General features: G+C 65.7%; 19 protein-coding genes. 3 read left to right on the top strand and 16 right to left on the bottom strand.

Features of this window, described 5'->3' with window-relative positions; all coding sequences use genetic code 11:
• Positions 1-48 precede the first annotated feature (48 nt).
• The 4 genes from BN972_RS02925 to BN972_RS02910 form a co-directional block, all read right to left on the bottom strand.
• Positions 49-942: a formylglycine-generating enzyme family protein gene (locus BN972_RS02925; RefSeq protein WP_036352703.1), complete on the bottom strand. Its 894-nt coding sequence runs from the start codon at positions 940-942 to the stop codon at positions 49-51.
• 4 nt (positions 943-946) lie between these two features.
• Positions 947-1,615: a hypothetical protein gene (locus BN972_RS30110; RefSeq protein WP_235192351.1), complete on the bottom strand. Its 669-nt coding sequence runs from the start codon at positions 1,613-1,615 to the stop codon at positions 947-949.
• Positions 1,596-3,971 (bottom strand): arylsulfatase, encoded by a 2,376-nt coding sequence (locus BN972_RS02915; protein WP_036352700.1) that lies wholly within the window; start codon positions 3,969-3,971, stop codon positions 1,596-1,598. The genes BN972_RS30110 and BN972_RS02915 overlap by 20 nt, the downstream gene beginning before the upstream one ends.
• Positions 3,972-4,116: 145 nt before the next feature.
• On the bottom strand, positions 4,117-5,436 hold the full coding sequence (locus BN972_RS02910; protein WP_036352698.1) for an oxygenase MpaB family protein: 1,320 nt from the start codon (positions 5,434-5,436) through the stop codon (positions 4,117-4,119).
• Positions 5,437-5,537: 101 nt separating this feature from the next.
• Here BN972_RS02910 and BN972_RS02905 point away from each other — a divergent pair, with 101 nt between their 5' ends.
• Positions 5,538-6,113 (top strand): TetR/AcrR family transcriptional regulator, encoded by a 576-nt coding sequence (locus BN972_RS02905; RefSeq protein ID WP_036352695.1) that lies wholly within the window; start codon positions 5,538-5,540, stop codon positions 6,111-6,113.
• Between the two features lie 61 nt (positions 6,114-6,174).
• On the opposite strand, the gene rpsQ is transcribed toward BN972_RS02905, so the two are convergent.
• Genes rpsQ through rpsJ form a run of 11 tightly spaced genes read right to left on the bottom strand, consistent with a single transcriptional unit; the run spans position 6,175 to position 11,725 of the window.
• A complete protein-coding gene (gene rpsQ / locus BN972_RS02900; RefSeq protein ID WP_036352691.1) occupies positions 6,175-6,543 on the bottom strand; it encodes a 30S ribosomal protein S17 in 369 nt (122 codons plus the stop codon).
• Positions 6,543-6,785: a 50S ribosomal protein L29 gene (rpmC, locus tag BN972_RS02895; protein ID WP_036352688.1), complete on the bottom strand. Its 243-nt coding sequence runs from the start codon at positions 6,783-6,785 to the stop codon at positions 6,543-6,545. Before rpmC ends, rpsQ begins: the two co-directional genes overlap by 1 nt.
• Entirely contained in the window at positions 6,785-7,201 is a 417-nt protein-coding gene (gene rplP, locus BN972_RS02890; protein ID WP_036352685.1) for a 50S ribosomal protein L16, read from the bottom strand. The genes rpmC and rplP overlap by 1 nt, the downstream gene beginning before the upstream one ends.
• A gap of 3 nt (positions 7,202-7,204) precedes the next feature.
• On the bottom strand, positions 7,205-8,044 hold the full coding sequence (gene rpsC, locus BN972_RS02885; protein WP_036352683.1) for a 30S ribosomal protein S3: 840 nt from the start codon (positions 8,042-8,044) through the stop codon (positions 7,205-7,207).
• On the bottom strand, positions 8,044-8,607 hold the full coding sequence (rplV, locus tag BN972_RS02880; protein ID WP_036352680.1) for a 50S ribosomal protein L22: 564 nt from the start codon (positions 8,605-8,607) through the stop codon (positions 8,044-8,046). Before rplV ends, rpsC begins: the two co-directional genes overlap by 1 nt.
• Complete coding sequence (gene rpsS / locus BN972_RS02875) at positions 8,604-8,885, bottom strand: 30S ribosomal protein S19 (RefSeq protein ID WP_011739061.1); 282 nt, start codon at positions 8,883-8,885, stop codon at positions 8,604-8,606. The genes rplV and rpsS overlap by 4 nt, the downstream gene beginning before the upstream one ends.
• Before the next feature lie 19 nt (positions 8,886-8,904).
• Positions 8,905-9,747: a 50S ribosomal protein L2 gene (rplB, locus tag BN972_RS02870; protein ID WP_036352677.1), complete on the bottom strand. Its 843-nt coding sequence runs from the start codon at positions 9,745-9,747 to the stop codon at positions 8,905-8,907.
• Between the two features lie 31 nt (positions 9,748-9,778).
• Positions 9,779-10,081, bottom strand: a complete 303-nt coding sequence (rplW, locus tag BN972_RS02865; RefSeq protein WP_036352674.1) for a 50S ribosomal protein L23 — start codon at positions 10,079-10,081, stop codon at positions 9,779-9,781.
• Positions 10,081-10,752 carry a 50S ribosomal protein L4 gene (gene rplD / locus BN972_RS02860; protein ID WP_036352671.1) on the bottom strand — a complete coding sequence of 224 codons (672 nt, stop codon included), beginning with the start codon at positions 10,750-10,752 and terminating at the stop codon, positions 10,081-10,083. Before rplD ends, rplW begins: the two co-directional genes overlap by 1 nt.
• Positions 10,752-11,405, bottom strand: coding sequence for a 50S ribosomal protein L3 (rplC, locus tag BN972_RS02855; RefSeq protein ID WP_036352668.1), 654 nt, complete (start codon positions 11,403-11,405; stop codon positions 10,752-10,754). The genes rplD and rplC overlap by 1 nt, the downstream gene beginning before the upstream one ends.
• A 14-nt stretch (positions 11,406-11,419) precedes the next feature.
• Positions 11,420-11,725: a 30S ribosomal protein S10 gene (gene rpsJ, locus BN972_RS02850; protein ID WP_003873519.1), complete on the bottom strand. Its 306-nt coding sequence runs from the start codon at positions 11,723-11,725 to the stop codon at positions 11,420-11,422.
• 455 nt (positions 11,726-12,180) lie between these two features.
• Here rpsJ and BN972_RS02845 point away from each other — a divergent pair, with 455 nt between their 5' ends.
• Entirely contained in the window at positions 12,181-12,567 is a 387-nt protein-coding gene (locus BN972_RS02845; RefSeq protein WP_142277037.1) for a hypothetical protein, read from the top strand.
• 13 nt (positions 12,568-12,580) lie between these two features.
• On the opposite strand, the gene BN972_RS02840 is transcribed toward BN972_RS02845, so the two are convergent.
• Positions 12,581-13,186, bottom strand: a complete 606-nt coding sequence (locus tag BN972_RS02840; RefSeq protein WP_051544994.1) for a TetR/AcrR family transcriptional regulator — start codon at positions 13,184-13,186, stop codon at positions 12,581-12,583.
• Between the two features lie 146 nt (positions 13,187-13,332).
• Between BN972_RS02840 and BN972_RS02835 the strand changes: the two genes are divergently transcribed.
• On the top strand, positions 13,333-14,937 hold the full coding sequence (locus tag BN972_RS02835; protein WP_036352656.1) for an MFS transporter: 1,605 nt from the start codon (positions 13,333-13,335) through the stop codon (positions 14,935-14,937).
• Positions 14,938-15,034: the final 97 nt, after the last annotated feature.

The following is a 15,034-nucleotide window of genomic DNA, read 5'->3' as shown; positions in this document are numbered from 1 at the left end:
ACTCATAGATTTTCCGCCCGCAATGCGGCGCGGCGTTCGGCGGCAAATTTATTCGACCCGGGTTGAATCCACCACGCAACGGAATCCGATATGAGTGGTCGCGGTGTCCTGAGACTGCGGCGAGCGGGCCGACGGCCGGTAGCGATGGCAGTATTCCGGCGCGCACAGATGGGAACCGCCCTTGAGGGTCTGACTGATCGACGGGTCGGCCGGATTGGCCGGGGCGCAGCATGCCTTCGGCGGCTGGTCCAGGCGGTGGTGTGAGCTGAACTCCGTTGTCGTCCATTCCCAGACGTTGCCGATCATGTCGGACAGGCCGAAACCGTTGGGTGGAAAGGCGCCGACCGGCGACGTGCCGAACCAGCCAAGCGCGCCGTCGTTTCGGTACGGGAACCGGCCCTGCCAGGTGTTCGCCATCAACTGGCCGTCGGGCCTTTCCTCGTCGCCCCACGCGTATCGGCCGGTCGTGCCGGCGCGGGCGGCGTACTCCCACTCGGCTTCCGTCGGTAAGCGCCGTCCCGCCCATCGTGCGTAGGCCGCGGCGTCGGAATACGCCACTTGCACGACCGGGTGATCGGGTCGATCCGCGACGTCGCTGTCGGGACCGAAGGGCTGGCGCCAGCTCGCTCCGGGCGCCCAGTCCCACCACTGCCGCCAGTCGCGCAGGTCGACCGGTCCCCGCGTGGGGCGGAACACCATGGCGCCGGGACATAGGTCGGCGGGATCGGCCCCCGGATAGAGCGTTGCATCCAGGGGCTGCTCGGCAACGGTCACATAGCCTGTCGCCGCGACGAATTCGGCGAACTGGGCGTTGGTCACCGGGTGGCGTTCCACCGCAAACCCGGCCACGGTCACGGTATGGATCGGCGCCTCTTCGGGATAGAAGCTGGTCGACCCCATCCGGAACGATCCGCCCGGCAGCTCCACCAGCTCCGTCAACACCAGTTCAGGGTATGACGACCGCGAAATCCTGAGTCAACAGGGATTTGGCAGCGTCGAAACCGGGGGCGCCCGCGTGGGCCTCGAGATGGATCGCGACCAGGTACTGCGTGGTGTTCGTCCAGATGTGGGCGATCCGGTCGGCGAAGTCGATCCCGCCGGAGGGCGCTTGCAGCGTGCCGGCCAGTCGCTGGCTGCTGTAACCGCAGAACGGCGACCCAGTGACGGAGAACTTGATTCGCGGCAGGCTGCCGCCGACCCCGGCCGTGTAGCGCAGGAACGCGCTCTCGGGCGGCTGGTCTGTGGCGGCTATGGACACCGTCGCGGCCAACGTGTCGGGGCCACTGAGCCTCAATGGCGTGTCACCGGAACCGGCGGTCGACGTCCAGCCCTCGGGAACGGCAATGGTGATACGGGGGGCGGCCGGGTCGGACACGGTCACTTCGGTGGGCTCGCCGCCGCCCGTCGGGGTCACGACGCAGGCGAGTGCATTCGGCGGAATGTGGTCCGGCAGCGTGGCGGCGATGCCCGGTACCGGCTCGGCGGGATCCGGATGGCGGGTCGGCGCGGCCGATCCCCCGGTGTGCGACTCGCAGCCGGCCGTGCCTGTCGCAAACAGGCCCGCCGCGACCAGCGCCGCCAACCGCGCAAACCGCTCAGTCGCGCGAAAAGGCAAGCGCCAGATCCTTTTCCACATCCTCGTAAGGCCGACCCGACAGGTCCATGGCGACTTGGGTGATGGTGCCGCCGGTGAACGCGAACGGCGCCTTGTACCGGCTGGACACTCCCGAGCCGCCGTTGCGTCCGATGGTGATGCCGGCACCGGCCAATCCAAATGTTCCGGGGTGGGTGATCACGTCGGGCAGCGTCCCGACCGGATGCTCGTCGAAATACAGCGTGACGACGCCGACCGGGGTGTGGCTGTTCGGCACGGTTCCGGTGCGTTCGTAACGCGCGCCCAGCAGGTGGCGACCCAACGGGACCGGCCCGGCTGACTGAATCAACTGCTGCCGTTCGCCGAGGAAGTTGTAGACGTACTGCAACCGCCCATCCTGGATGAACAGTACATGCCCGCCGTGCGCCCCACCCTGTTTGAACAGCACCCCTTCGGCGCCGGTCGAATCCAAGGTCACGTCGGCCACCACCGCGAAGGACCGGCCGCGGATCTCGGGGGCGGCGCCGATGCCGACGTCGGCGCAGTCGGGGTAGTAGATGTAGCTGTCCCGCTCGCTGACCAGGTACGGCCGCGACCGCGACAACGTCTCGAAGATGTTCAGGTCGGCCAACGGCAGCCCGTTGTACTTGGCAGCCTCGGAGAACCACAGCTGTTTGAGTTCTTCGAGCTTGTCAGGGTGCTCCGTCGCCAGGTCGTGGCACTGGCTGCGGTCCCGCTCGATGTGGAACAGCTCCCAGCGGTCCTGTTCGAAGTGTGACCAGCCCGCGGGTGTGGCCGCATGCACGGTGTTGGCGAACCATCCCTGGTGCCATATTCCACGGGTGCCGAGCATGGTGTAGAACTGCGTCGTCTTACCGGTGTCAGCGCTCGAATCCTCAAGGGCGGTCTTGAAACTCACACCGTCCAGCGGCTTTTGCGCAATGCCCTTGACGGTGTCCGGCGGGGTCATGCCGAGGAGGTCGTAGACGGTCGGGGTGATGTCACTGACGTTGACGTAGTTATCGCGGACCTCGCCGTGCGCGGCGATGCCGTTGGGCCAGGAGATGATCGCGGTGTCGGCGATACCGCCCTCGTGAGAGGCGTAGCGCTTGAACAACTTATAGGGCGTGTTGAAGGCCATCGCCCAGCCGATCGGGTAGTGGTTGTAGGTCTCCGGTCCGCCCAGGTGGTCGAAGAGCCGCATGCTCTCCTCGACGGTGTCGATGTAGCCGTTGAAGAACTTGCCCTCGTTGACCGACCCGTTCGGGCCGCCTTCGCCGCTGGCGCCGTTGTCGGAGATGACCACGATGATGGTGTCGTCCAGCTGACCCGACTCTTCCAGGTAATCCAGGATCCGGCCGATCTGGGCATCGGTGTAGCTCAGGAAGCCGGCGAATACCTCAGCCATCCGGCTGAACAGTCGCTTCTCGTCGTCGGTGAGGCTGTCCCAAGGGCGCACGGTGTCCTGCAGCGGCCACGCCTCTCCCTGCGGTCCCTTGACGTCGAGGTAGGGGTTGACCGGAGACAACTCGGTGTCCGGCGGAACGATCCCCATCGCCTTCTGCTTTTCCAGAGCGATTTCGCGGTATTTCTCGTAACCCATGTCGAAGACGCCGTTGTACTTGTCGGCCCATTCTTTGAACACATGGTGCGGCGCGTGGCCGGCTCCGGGGCAGACGTAACTGAACCACGGTTTGTCCGGCGCGATCACCTTGGCGTCACGGATGAATTGAATCGTCTTGTCGGCCAGGTCTTTTGACAGGTGGTAACCGTCCTCGGGGGTGCCCGGCGGGTTCACCGGGTGGTTGTCGTACACCAGGTCTGGATACCACTGGTCGGTTTCACCGCCCAGGAACCCGTAGAAGCGTTCGAAGCCACGCGACGTCGGCCAATGCCGTTTTGTCGCGGCCATGCTGGACTCTTCCAACGGCGTCAGGTGCCACTTGCCGATGCAGTAGGTGTTGTACCCACGCTCGTTGAGCACCTCAGAGAGCAGTGCGGTATCGGCCGGAATGCGGCCGTTGCAGTTGGGGAACCCGTCGGTGAACTCTTCAATGGTGGCCATGCCGACGGTGGTGGCGTTGCGGCCGGTCAGCAGCGAGGCCCGGGTCGGAGAGCACAGCGCGGTGGTGTGAAACTGCGTGAGGCGCACCCCGCGTTCGGCAATCCTGCTCATGGCGGGCATCTCCACCAGACCGCCGAAGCAGTCCCAGGTCGCGATGCCGGTGTCGTCCCATACCAGGTAGAGGATGTTCGGCGAATTGTCGGGAGCGGTCGGCGCCGCGTACGGGCCCCAGTCCGGCTCCGAATCCCGAATGTCCAGCTCGATCTTGCCTTGAAATTGACCCGGTACGTTGAACCCCGACTGCCCAGTCATATTCGCCAGCCTCACTCTGTCTTGTCGACGCGTTCGCCGACCTCCCGAATGTCCGTGGACATTACACGGGCCGCATAGCAATCAGCTGAGATTTCGCGGCGGCTAGACGGTTTGTCTAGGTTTGTCGATGCCCGCCTGATCCTGCTCAGTGCGGTATCGGCGTGTAATGCGCAGAATCGCTGGTGAATTCGGGCTTTCCATAGGTTCTCAGTCGCAGCTTGAGCAGCCGGATGACATATCGGTCGACCAGCTGACGCAGCGCGGGAATGTTACTGGCGCGCTGAACGGCAACAAAGCGCCCGGCGATGAACGGCCCGGTCAGGGCGATGCGGATGCGGTCGGCCACCCCGATCGACACGCCCATGGCCTCGGCGGTGGCGCGGTGGCCGTTGCAGAACGCCCGGACGAAGGTCTCCTTGCTGTAGCTCTTCTCCACTGCCTCTGCGGCGCGATCGAACCACGAGGTTCCCGGACGCAGATAGGCGGCCATCGTAGAGTCGACGAGTTCACGGCAGACGGAGTCGAATCCGTCGCGCAACAGCGCTGCACGGGCGTGCATGACGTGAACCGTCTCGGCGGGTGTGGTGGGCAACAGTTCCTCGGGTAGGCCAAGTAGGAAACAGCGGTAACGCCCGAATTCGACGAGCGCTCGCTCCTGCTCGTTGAACTGGTCCCGGCCCTGACGAAGCACCTGTTGCGACGTCATGTACTGGCCGATCATGCCCGCCGGCATCTGGTCGACCTGCGGCACCGGCACGCCGTACACATCGACATCCCACTTGTCGGATTTCTTCAGCGCGTTGTAGCGGACCATCGAATGCATCAATCGAACCATCGCGGCCGCTTCGAACCCCGGGCCGTAACGCTGCAACGCACCCGGCAGGGTGGTGACGGCGAAGAAGCTCGCCGTCTCGTTGACCCGGCGCGCGGCGCGGCGGCCCGAGAGCGCACCGGTCAGGCCCATCGGCAACGCTGCGTAGGTGTTGGTGAAGGTCGCGATGAACGCGCCGCGTGTGATGAAGTGGGCCAGCAACGCCGCGGCGGCGCGCGCCTGCCGCGCGCCCTCCTCGATCAGATCGAAGTTGATCCAATCCGGCCTGACCTCCATCGCGTCGATGAACGCGACCAGCTCTTCGGGCGCGTCGGGAACGGCGTCGATGCCATCGCGGCAAGCCGTCTTGAGCATGTCGATCAGCTCGGTGACGCTGTAGCGGCTCATCAACGCCGCATAGGGGTCCGCCACCACGTCGCCGAGCATGGTGGCCGTCTCCATCAGCTCCAGGACGCGGTCGTCAGTGAGGATCTGGTCGCGGTCGGCGGCCCACGCCGGCAACGACGACTTGTCGCCGGGCCGCCTGGTCAGCCGGTACGGCCGCTCGTCAAAGTCGATGTCGCCGTAGAGATCTGGCTGCAGCTGCCGTTGGCTTGCGACCCGCTGCGCGAGTTCCGGGTAGTAGGTGACCATGCAGACCTCTCGATAACTAACAAGTTGTGAGTAATACTCACAAAGTGTTAGTTATGCTGTCAAGCGTGACGCAAGCCACCAGGGCAGCCCCCAAACGGCGAATGACCGCCGAACAGCGGCGCGAGCAAATCCTGGATGTCACGCACGCCATCGTCGACGTCGAGGGGTTTCATGCGGCGACGCCGAACCGCATCGCCCGGGAAGCCGGCATCAACCGTTCGTTGATCTATCAGTTGTTCGGGGATCCCGCAAAGCTTTTCGTCGCCCTGATCGACCGTGAGGCGGGACGGGCCGGCGAGCAGTTCGTCGAGGCGATCAGTGGGTTGGGCGAACCCAGCGAGGACAACCAACCGCTGGTGCGCGCGTTCGACGGAGTTCTTGCCGCCGTCGACGCGCACACCGCGACGTGGCGACTGTTCCTGTTTCCGCCGCAGGGCGCGCCGCCGGAATTACATGAACGGCTGGCTCAATCCCAGACCGTGGTGCGGGATTTTTTGCAGGGAGAACTGCTGCGCCTGAACCCCAAGTTGCAGGATCCGGAGTACACGGCGCGGATCCTTTACGCTGCCGGTCGCGAATTGCTCCAGCTTCGACTCAGCGACCCGGACACCGCGACGCCGGAACGGCTGCGCACTTTTGTGCACGGGCTGCGCGCCAGTTTGCGCGAGCAGACGTAAAGCCCCCGACACGCCGTGCGTGCGGGGGCTTTTACGTCTGCTCGCGGGGGCTACTTGCCCTTTACTTCGCCTTTTCCAAAATCTCCACCAGGCGCCAACGCTTGGTGGCCGACAGCGGCCGCGTCTCCATCAGCGACACACGGTCGCCGATACCGGCGATGCTGTTCTCGTCGTGCGCCTTGACCTTCTTGGTGGTACGAATGATCTTGCCGTACAACGGGTGCCGCACGCGGTCTTCGAGCTCGACCACGATGGTCTTCTGCATCTTGTCACTCACCACGTAGCCGATGCGCGTCTTACGACGCCCGCGCGGCTTCGGCGTGGCCGGAGTGTGCTTGGGACCCTTCTCCTTCGAGCCGGCGTCCTTGGCGGCGGCCTTCGGAGCGGCTTTGGTAGCGGCCTTGGCCGGTGCCTTCTTCGCTTCTGCCATCACGATTCCTTCTCGTCGGACCCATCGGGGCCGGAAGCCAGACCCAGTTCGCGTTCGCGCAGCACCGTGTAGACGCGCGCGATCTCCTGACGCACGGTGCGGAGCCGGCGGTTGTTGCTGAGCTGGCCGGTGGCCATCTGGAAGCGCAGATTGAACAGCTCTTCCTTGGACTCACGTACGCGCTCGTGCAACTCCTCGTCGGTGAGCTCGCGCAGTTCGCCAGGGGAAACTCCCACTGCCATCAGAACTGCTCCTCTCGGGTAACGATGCGTGCCTTGATCGGCAGCTTGTGGATCGCTCGGGTGAGCGCCGCGCGGGCGATCTGCTCGTTCGGGTAGCTCAACTCGAACAGCACCCGTCCCGGCTTGACGTTGACCACCCACCATTCCGGCGAACCCTTACCCGAACCCATCCGGGTCTCAGCGGGCTTCTTGGTCAGCGGGCGGTCTGGGAAGATGTTGATCCACACCTTGCCGCCACGCTTGATGTGCCGGTTGATGGCGATACGAGCGGATTCGATCTGCCGGTTGGTGACGTACGCGTGCTCCAAAGCCTGGATGCCGTAGTCGCCGAAGTTCACCGACGTGCCGCCGCTGGCGATGCCACGTTGGCGCGGGTGGTGCTGCTTGCGGTGTTTAACCTTGCGGGGAATCAACATGATTCAGCTCTCCGTGCTCTGCGCTTCAACTGCCGGCGCCGCCGCGGCCTCGGCCGCAGCAGGGGCCGAGCCCTCTTCGCCACCCGCCGCGCGGCCGGCGTCGGTGCCGGTCGCCGTGGTGCCCGAAGCACCGCTACGACGCGGACGGGTGCCCGACGGCCGCTCGCGGCGCGGACGGTCGGCGGCCGGGGCGGCAGCGGCCAGCTCACGCTTGCCGCCGACGATGTCGCCCTTGTAGATCCACACCTTCACGCCGATGCGGCCAAAGGTGGTCTTGGCCTCATACAGGCCGTAGTCGATGTCGGCCCGCAGCGTGTGCAGCGGCACCCGACCCTCGCGATAGAACTCCGAACGGCTCATTTCCGCGCCGCCCAGTCGGCCCGAGCACTGCACCCGGATGCCCTTGACGTTGGGCTGACGCATGGCTGACTGAATGGCCTTGCGCATCGCCCGGCGGAATGCCACGCGATTGCTCAGCTGCTCCGCAACGCCCTGGGCAACCAACTGTGCCTGCGACTCAGGGTTTTTCACCTCGAGGATGTTGAGCTGCACCTGCTTTTTGGTCAGCTTCTCCAGGTCGGCGCGAATGCGGTCGGCCTCGGTGCCCCGGCGCCCGATCACAATGCCCGGGCGGGCGGTGTGGATATCAACGCGAACCCGGTCGCGGGTCCGCTCGATCTCCACGTCGGCGATGCCGGCGCGCTCGAGGCCGCTGGACAGCAGCCGTCGGATCGCGACGTCTTCCTTGACGTAGTCGGCGTACTGCTTGTCGGCGTACCAGCGCGACTTCCAGTCGGTGGTGATGCCCAGCCGGAAGCCGTGCGGATTGATCTTCTGGCCCACTAGTCTGAGCCTCCCTTCGCATCAGAAGTCTCAGACGTCTTGGCTTCGGTCTTGGGCTCCGCTTTCTTCGCGGGCGCTTTCTTGGCGGGTGCCTTCTTGGCGGGAGCTTTGGTTGCCGCCTTCTTGGCAGGTGCGCCCTTCGCGGCGGCCTTGCTGCCCTCGGCCCGCCGGGCCCGCGACGACTTCGCCGCGCGCTGGTCCTTGGGCGGCCGGCTCTCCACGATCACCGTGATGTGGCTGGTGCGCTTGCGAATTCGGAACGCACGGCCCTGGGCGCGGGGACGGATCCGCTTGGCGGTCGGCCCTTCATCGGCGTACACCGTGGCCACCACGAGAGTGGACGGGTCCAGACCGTTGTTGTTCTGGGCGTTGGCCGCGGCACTCGCGATCACCTTGGCCACCGGCTCACTGGCGGCCTGCGGCGCCCAGCGCAGGATATCGAGGGCGTCGGTCACCGACTTGCCGCGGACCAGGTCGATGACCCGGCGCGCCTTCCGCGGCGACACCCGCACGAACCGCGCCTTGGCGGTCGCCGAGGGATATTCGATCGTGGTGGTACTCATCGCCGTTTGCTCTTTCGGTCGTCCTTGATGTGCCCCTTGAAGGTGCGGGTGGGCGCGAATTCACCAAGCTTGTGCCCCACCATCGATTCGGTGACAAACACCGGGACGTGCTTGCGGCCGTCGTGCACCGCGAAGGTGTGCCCGATGAAATCGGGAATGATGGTCGAGCGTCGCGACCAGGTCTTGATGACCTGCTTGGTGTTTTTCTCGTTCTGTACGTCGACCTTCTTGAGCAGATGGTCGTCGACGAACGGGCCCTTCTTGAGGCTGCGTGGCATAGTTCGCTACTCCCCTGTCCTAACGCCCGTGCTTCTTGCCGGTGCGCCGGCGTCGGACGATGAGCTTGTTGCTGGCTTTGTTCGGGTTGCGGGTGCGGCCCTCGGGCTTGCCCCACGGGCTCACGGGGTGACGACCACCGGAGGTCTTGCCCTCACCACCGCCGTGCGGGTGGTCGACCGGGTTCATCACGACACCACGCACGGAGGGGCGCTTGCCCTTCCACCGCATCCGGCCGGCCTTGCCCCAGTTGATGTTCGCCTGCTCGGCGTTACCCACCTCACCGACAGTGGCGCGACAGCGGACGTCTACGCGGCGGATTTCGCCGCTGGGCATGCGCAGCGAGGCGTAGGTGGCTTCCTTACCGAGCAACTGGATGCTGGACCCGGCGGACCGGGCTAGCTTGGCACCGCCACCGGGCCGCAATTCCACGGCGTGCACCAGGGTGCCGGCCGGGATGTTGCGCAGCGGCAGGTTGTTGCCGGGCTTGATGTCGGCGTTGGCGCCCGACTCGACGATGTCGCCCTGCGAAAGACCGTTCGGCGCAATGATGTAGCGCTTCTCGCCGTCCAGGAAGTGCAGGAGCGCGATGCGCGCGGTGCGGTTCGGGTCGTACTCGATGTGCGCAACCTTGGCGTTGACGCCGTCCTTGTCGTTGCGACGGAAGTCGATCACCCGGTAGGCGCGCTTGTGGCCACCGCCCTTGTGCCGGGTGGTGATGCGGCCGTGCGCGTTACGTCCGCCGTGGCCGTGCAGCGGCCGAACCAGCGACTTCTCCGGGGTCGAACGGGTGATCTCGGAGAAGTCCGACACGCTGGCGCCGCGGCGACCGGGAGTCGTCGGCTTGTACTTGCGAATTGCCATGTCTAATCAGGTCTTTCTCTCGTCGCCCGGACTAGGCCGGTGCTCCGAACAGGTCGATCGGCTTGCTGCCCGGGGCCAGCGTGACGATCGCGCGCTTGGTGCTCTTGCGCGTGCCGTATCCGGACCTGGTGCGCTTGCGCTTGCCCTGCCGATTGGCGGTGTTCACCGAGGCGACCTTGACGGAGAAGATCTTCTCGATGGCGATCTTGATCTGCGTCTTGTTGGAGTCGGGGTGCACGACGAAGGTGTACACGTTGTCGTCGAGCAGTCCGTAGGACTTTTCGGAGATGACCGGCGCCAGGATGATGTCCCGCGGGTCAGCGATGGTCGCCATCAGGCCGAAACCTCCTCGGAAGATGCGGTGTTGGCTGTGTTAGCTGAGATGTAGGCGTTCAGGGCCTCGACGCTGAACACCACATCATCGGCGCGCAGCACGTCGTAGGTGTTGAGTTGGTCCGGCGGCAGGATGTGCACACCGGGCAGGTTGCGCACGCTCTTGACGCCCGCCTCGTCGCTGCGCCCGATAACCACCAGCACCTGCTTGCGGTCGGTCAGGGTGGACAGAAACGCCTTGGCGCTCTTCGTCGAAGGAGTCTGGCCCTCAACGAACTCGGTGACGGCATGGATGCGCCCGTTGCGTGCCCGGTCGGAGAGCGCACCGCGCAATGCCGCGGCGATCATCTTCTTGGGCGTGCGCTGGCTGTAGTCCCGCGGTTGCGGGCCGTGCACGGTGCCACCACCGGTGAACTGCGGAGCCCGCGTCGAACCCTGACGGGCCCGGCCGGTTCCCTTCTGCCGGTACGGTTTGCGGCCACCGCCGCTGACGTCGCCGCGCGTCTTGGTCGAGTGCGTACCTTGACGTTTCGCGGCCTGCTGCGCGGTAACCACCTGGTGCATCAACGCGATGTTGGCCGGCGCGTCGAACAACTCGGCCGGCAGGTCGATGGAACCGTCCGTCTTGCCGGCCGGAGTCTTGACGTCAATCTTTAATGTCTTGTCCGCCATTACTTCTCACCTCGTTTGATGGCACTGCGGACCACCACGAGTCCACCGGTGCGGCCCGGGACCGCACCCTTGATCAGCAGCACGCCGTTCTCGGCGTCGACCTTGTGCACCACCAGGTTCTGCACGGTCACCCGGTCGTTGCCCATCCGGCCGGACATCCGGGTGCCCTTGAACACCCGAGCCGGAGTGGCACAACCGCCGATGGAACCTGGGCGGCGATGCACCGCCTGGGCTCCGTGACTGGCGCCTTGTCCGCGGAAGCCGTGCCGCTTCATCGTGCCGGCGAAGCCCTTACCCTTGGACGTGCCGGTCACGTCGACGTAGGCGCCGTCGGCGAAGATCTCCGCCGTCAGCTCCTGACCGACCTCGTACTCGGCCGCCGCCGCCTCGTCGTCCAGCCGCAACTCGGCCAGGTGCCGGCGCGGGTTGACGCCCGCCGCCGCGTACTGGCCGGTGACCGGCTTGTTGACCTTGCGGGGGCTGATCTCGCCGTAAGCGACCTGTACTGCGCTGTATCCGTCACGCTCCGGGGTCCGGACGCGGGTCACCACGTTCGGGCCGGCCTTGACGACAGTCACCGGCACGACGCGGTTGTTCTCGTCGAACACCTGCGTCATGCCCAGCTTCGTGCCCAGAATGCCTTTTCTCGCCATTGCTCGCCGATCCCCTACTGGATGTTGACGTCGACACTGGCCGGAAGATCGATGCGCATCAGAGCGTCAACGGTCTTCGGCGTCGGGTCGAGGATGTCGATCAGCCGCTTATGAGTACGCATCTCGAAGTGCTCCCGCGAGTCCTTGTACTTATGCGGAGAGCGGATGACGCAGTACACATTCTTTTCCGTCGGCAGCGGCACCGGTCCCACGACGCTGGCTCCTGTACGGACGACGGTCTCGACGATCTTGCGCGCCGACGCGTCAATAGCCTCATGGTCGTAGGCCTTAAGCCTGATGCGGATCTTTTGTCCCGCCACGCTTCTCCTACCTCTTCTCCCACACTTCGAGCCCGTGTCCGGACCTCAGCCGTTATTCGACCTCAGTGCCCCCCGGCGCGCGGACCGGCCGCCCTGCGAGGGCCGGTCTAGCGTTGCGCCGGATACTGCGCCGCTGTTTACCTGTCTTGGTTCAACCGCTCCCCGCGCTCGGGTGTGTCACCCGCACGCAGCCTCGTAGGCGGCCAAAATAGTCGCGCTCCAAGGTGGGGACCGGACGCGCCCCTGGTGGGCGCTGGTCGTATGCCCGGGCCAGGCCTGAACCTGGCGCAAGGCAACCTGAACAGTATGCCCCAGATCAGCGCTTGGGCCAAATCCCGGGTGGTGACGATGCGCGGGATGCCCAGGATGCTTCCCGGCTCGGGTCGACACCGACCCTAGCAGGGCTTTTGCGCCGTAGCGGGCGGCCGCCGGGCCCGGCCCGTACGCTTCCAACCGTGTTCGGGCCGAATCCGGGAGAACCTGACCCCGCACAGCCGATGATCGACTGGATCAACGGGGCGCCACCGGCCGAACTGGCGGTCGAACTCCTGGGGGTATTCGACCCGGAGAATCCCAGGAGTACGGAAGTACTGGCGCTGTCACATTTCAGCGAGTGGATGTTTCGCGGATTCCCCGAACGGACCGGTCTCGTCCTGCGCGCCAGACCCGTCCGGGAATCCATTCTGGAGGCCCTGCAACTGCTCGAGCATTCCGAGCTGTTGTACGTGCGCTGGATCGCCGACAACGAGTTCAGGTGGAGTGCGACGCGTTTGGGGGTGGCGACGCTGGCCACGGGCAAGGCCGCGGTGCGGCAACGCATCAAGGATCGAACGGGCCTCTAGTAGCGAGTGGGAATCACTGCGCGGCAACAGAACTCGCCACGCCCTCACCGCCGGCCTGGTTGCGCTGCACGTGCAGGAACCCGTCGACGGCGGCGCGCGCGCATTCGCGGTAGTCGAAGTCCGGCAAGGTACTCAACCGGCCGAGCACCAGCGGGCCGATCAGCAGCGCAATCGCTCGCGAGCGGTCCACCTCGCCCAGCTCGGCGGCCTGCGGACTGTCGAACAAGCTGTCGAACGGCGCCGCATACTGTTGGGCGATGCGTTCGCGCAGCGAGCTGATTGCGCTCTGAGCGCCCTCGGTGTGCCGAGGCTCCGGCATTTCCTGCAGGTCCGAGCCCAACGCCAGCCACGCCATCGCGGTCAGAACGGCGGGGGCCTCGGCGATGGCTTCGGCCTGCCCCAACACAATGGCCAGCAACCGGTCCCGCAGCGACCCTTCCGTCGGAGGCTCCGGGGCAGTCGGCATCAGGCTGGTGAAAGTCGCCGCCAGCAAGTCGTTTCCACTCGGAAAGTGGCGATACAGCGTGGCCCGCGCCACGTTGGCGGCGCGGGTGACCGCGTCGACGGTGACCGCGCTGGGACCCCCGGCACGAAGCAGTCCCGCGGCGGCCTCGAGCAACCGCGCCCGAGATCGCGCCGGACGGGGATCCTGACTACTCCCGTTGCTGATTGTGACGCACCTCCCTGTTTGGGTCCGAGGTTAACCGTCTATGCACGAGACCATTAGTCTCGGCAACTACTTCGCCGCCGAAAGGAGGCGCGAGCATGGTCGCAACCCTGTTCCGACCCGATGAACGTCTTTCCCTGCCCGATCAGCGTACTGAGGCGCCAGGCACCGGCAATAGCGCGCGCAGGTGGACCCTGGCCGTCGCCTGCCTCGGGGTCTCACTGGTTGTCGCGTCGATGACGGCACTGAACACCGCCCTGGGTGACATCGCGGTGGCAACGTCGGCGACCCAGACCCAGCTGACCTGGATCGTCGACGGCTACACGGTGGCGTTAGCCTGCCTGCTGCTGCCGGCCGGGGCGATCGGGGACCGCTACGGCAGGCGCGGGGCCCTGCTCGCCGGCCTGACAATCTTCTCTGTGGCCTCGATGGCTCCGGCGCTGCTGCATTCGCCGACCCAGATCATCGCAGGGCGGACACTGGCCGGTATCGGCGCTGCGTTCGTGATGCCCGCGACGCTGTCACTGCTCACGGTGGCCTATCCAAGAGATCAGCGCATCAAGGCCGTTGGCATCTGGGCCGGTACGGCCGGATCAGGCGGGGTGGTCGGCATGCTGGGTTCTGGCCTGTTACTTCGTTTTTGGGACTGGCATGCCATCTTCTGGGCAATGGGCGCCGCCGGATTGGTGATCTTCGCCATGGCGTGCACCATTTCGTCGTCCCGGGATGCCGAGGCTCCGCGTCTCGACTGGCTGGGCGCACTGCTCATCGGCACGGCGGTCGCGAGCGGAGTGTTCGCGATCCTGCAGGCCCCGTCGCGCGGGTGGAGTGACCCGCAGGTGTGGGGCGGACTTGTCGCCGGGACGGTTATCGCCGCGGCCTTCGGCCTAGTCGAATTCCGCAAGCGGCAGCCACTTCTGGATGTCCGCCTCTTCGCCGACGAGGGTTTCGCGACCGGGACCGCGACGATCGTCGTGCTCTTCGGCGCAACCTTCGGCTTCTTCTATCTGGGCATGCAGTATGTCCAGCAGATCATGGGCTACTCGCCCCTGATGACGGCGGTCGCATTCGGGCCGTTCATGGTGCCTTTGGGCATCTGTTCGGCGCTGTCGTTCTGGTATGTGCCGAAACTCGGGCTTCGTCTGGTGCTCTTCGCCGGCACCTTGCTGATGGCGGTCGGCTTCCTGTGCATGCTGGTCCTGGATCTGAACTCGTCCTATCTCGAGCTGGCCTGGCCGACTCTGATCCTGAGCACCGGCATCGGATTCTGCACGGCGCCCACCACGTCGGCCATCATGGCCGCCGTCCCCGACGAGAAACAGGGAGTCGCCTCCGCGGTCAACGACACCGCGCGCGAGTTGGGCGGAGCACTGGGCATCGCCGTGGCGGGCTCGATCCTGGCCGGTCGATACAGCCGCGAGCTGGCCCCACACCTGACGGCGTTCCCCGAACCGGTGCGCGGCCCGGCGTCCGACTCCTTGCCGAAGGCGGTCGAGGTAGCGGAAAGGATTGGACCGCAAGGTGATCAGCTGACCACCTTAAGTCAGACCGCCTTCATGACGGCCATGCACACCTCGATGATCACGATGGCTGTCATCGTCGGTGTCGCCGCGTTGCTGGTCGGTTTTTGGGCACCGGGCCGCGACGGACGCCAGTTGCCGCTGGCCCGTCGCATCCGCGGTCGAGAAAATTGTCTGACTTGAGCAAAAACGCCTCGGCCGAAGCGCCCCTGAATTAACATCCGACTGAGGGGCGAGTTCGTGGGGAGACGAACGCAATCCACGCTAGCCGGGGGGCGGT

It is taken from the genome of Mycobacterium asiaticum DSM 44297, from assembly GCF_000613245.1.
GTDB lineage: Bacteria > Actinomycetota > Actinomycetes > Mycobacteriales > Mycobacteriaceae > Mycobacterium > Mycobacterium asiaticum.
This window is presented reverse-complemented; position numbering and strand designations above follow the sequence as displayed.

Coding starts and splice junctions, on each gene's coding strand:
- rpsS (WP_011739061.1), bottom strand. CDS start 8,885: ATGCCACGCAGCCTCAAGAAGGGCCCGTTCGTCGACGACCATCTGCTC.
- rpmC (WP_036352688.1), bottom strand. CDS start 6,785: ATGGCAGTGGGAGTTTCCCCTGGCGAACTGCGCGAGCTCACCGACGAG.
- rpsQ (WP_036352691.1), bottom strand. CDS start 6,543: ATGGCAGAAGCGAAGAAGGCACCGGCCAAGGCCGCTACCAAAGCCGCT.
- rplV (WP_036352680.1), bottom strand. CDS start 8,607: ATGAGTACCACCACGATCGAATATCCCTCGGCGACCGCCAAGGCGCGG.
- BN972_RS02915 (WP_036352700.1), bottom strand. CDS start 3,971: ATGACTGGGCAGTCGGGGTTCAACGTACCGGGTCAATTTCAAGGCAAG.
- rplP (WP_036352685.1), bottom strand. CDS start 7,201: ATGTTGATTCCCCGCAAGGTTAAACACCGCAAGCAGCACCACCCGCGC.
- BN972_RS02910 (WP_036352698.1), bottom strand. CDS start 5,436: ATGGTCACCTACTACCCGGAACTCGCGCAGCGGGTCGCAAGCCAACGG.
- rplD (WP_036352671.1), bottom strand. CDS start 10,752: ATGGCGGACAAGACATTAAAGATTGACGTCAAGACTCCGGCCGGCAAG.
- BN972_RS02905 (WP_036352695.1), top strand. CDS start 5,538: ATGACCGCCGAACAGCGGCGCGAGCAAATCCTGGATGTCACGCACGCC.
- BN972_RS02835 (WP_036352656.1), top strand. CDS start 13,333: ATGGTCGCAACCCTGTTCCGACCCGATGAACGTCTTTCCCTGCCCGAT.
- rplB (WP_036352677.1), bottom strand. CDS start 9,747: ATGGCAATTCGCAAGTACAAGCCGACGACTCCCGGTCGCCGCGGCGCC.
- rplW (WP_036352674.1), bottom strand. CDS start 10,081: ATGGCGACCATCGCTGACCCGCGGGACATCATCCTGGCGCCGGTCATC.
- rplC (WP_036352668.1), bottom strand. CDS start 11,405: ATGGCGAGAAAAGGCATTCTGGGCACGAAGCTGGGCATGACGCAGGTG.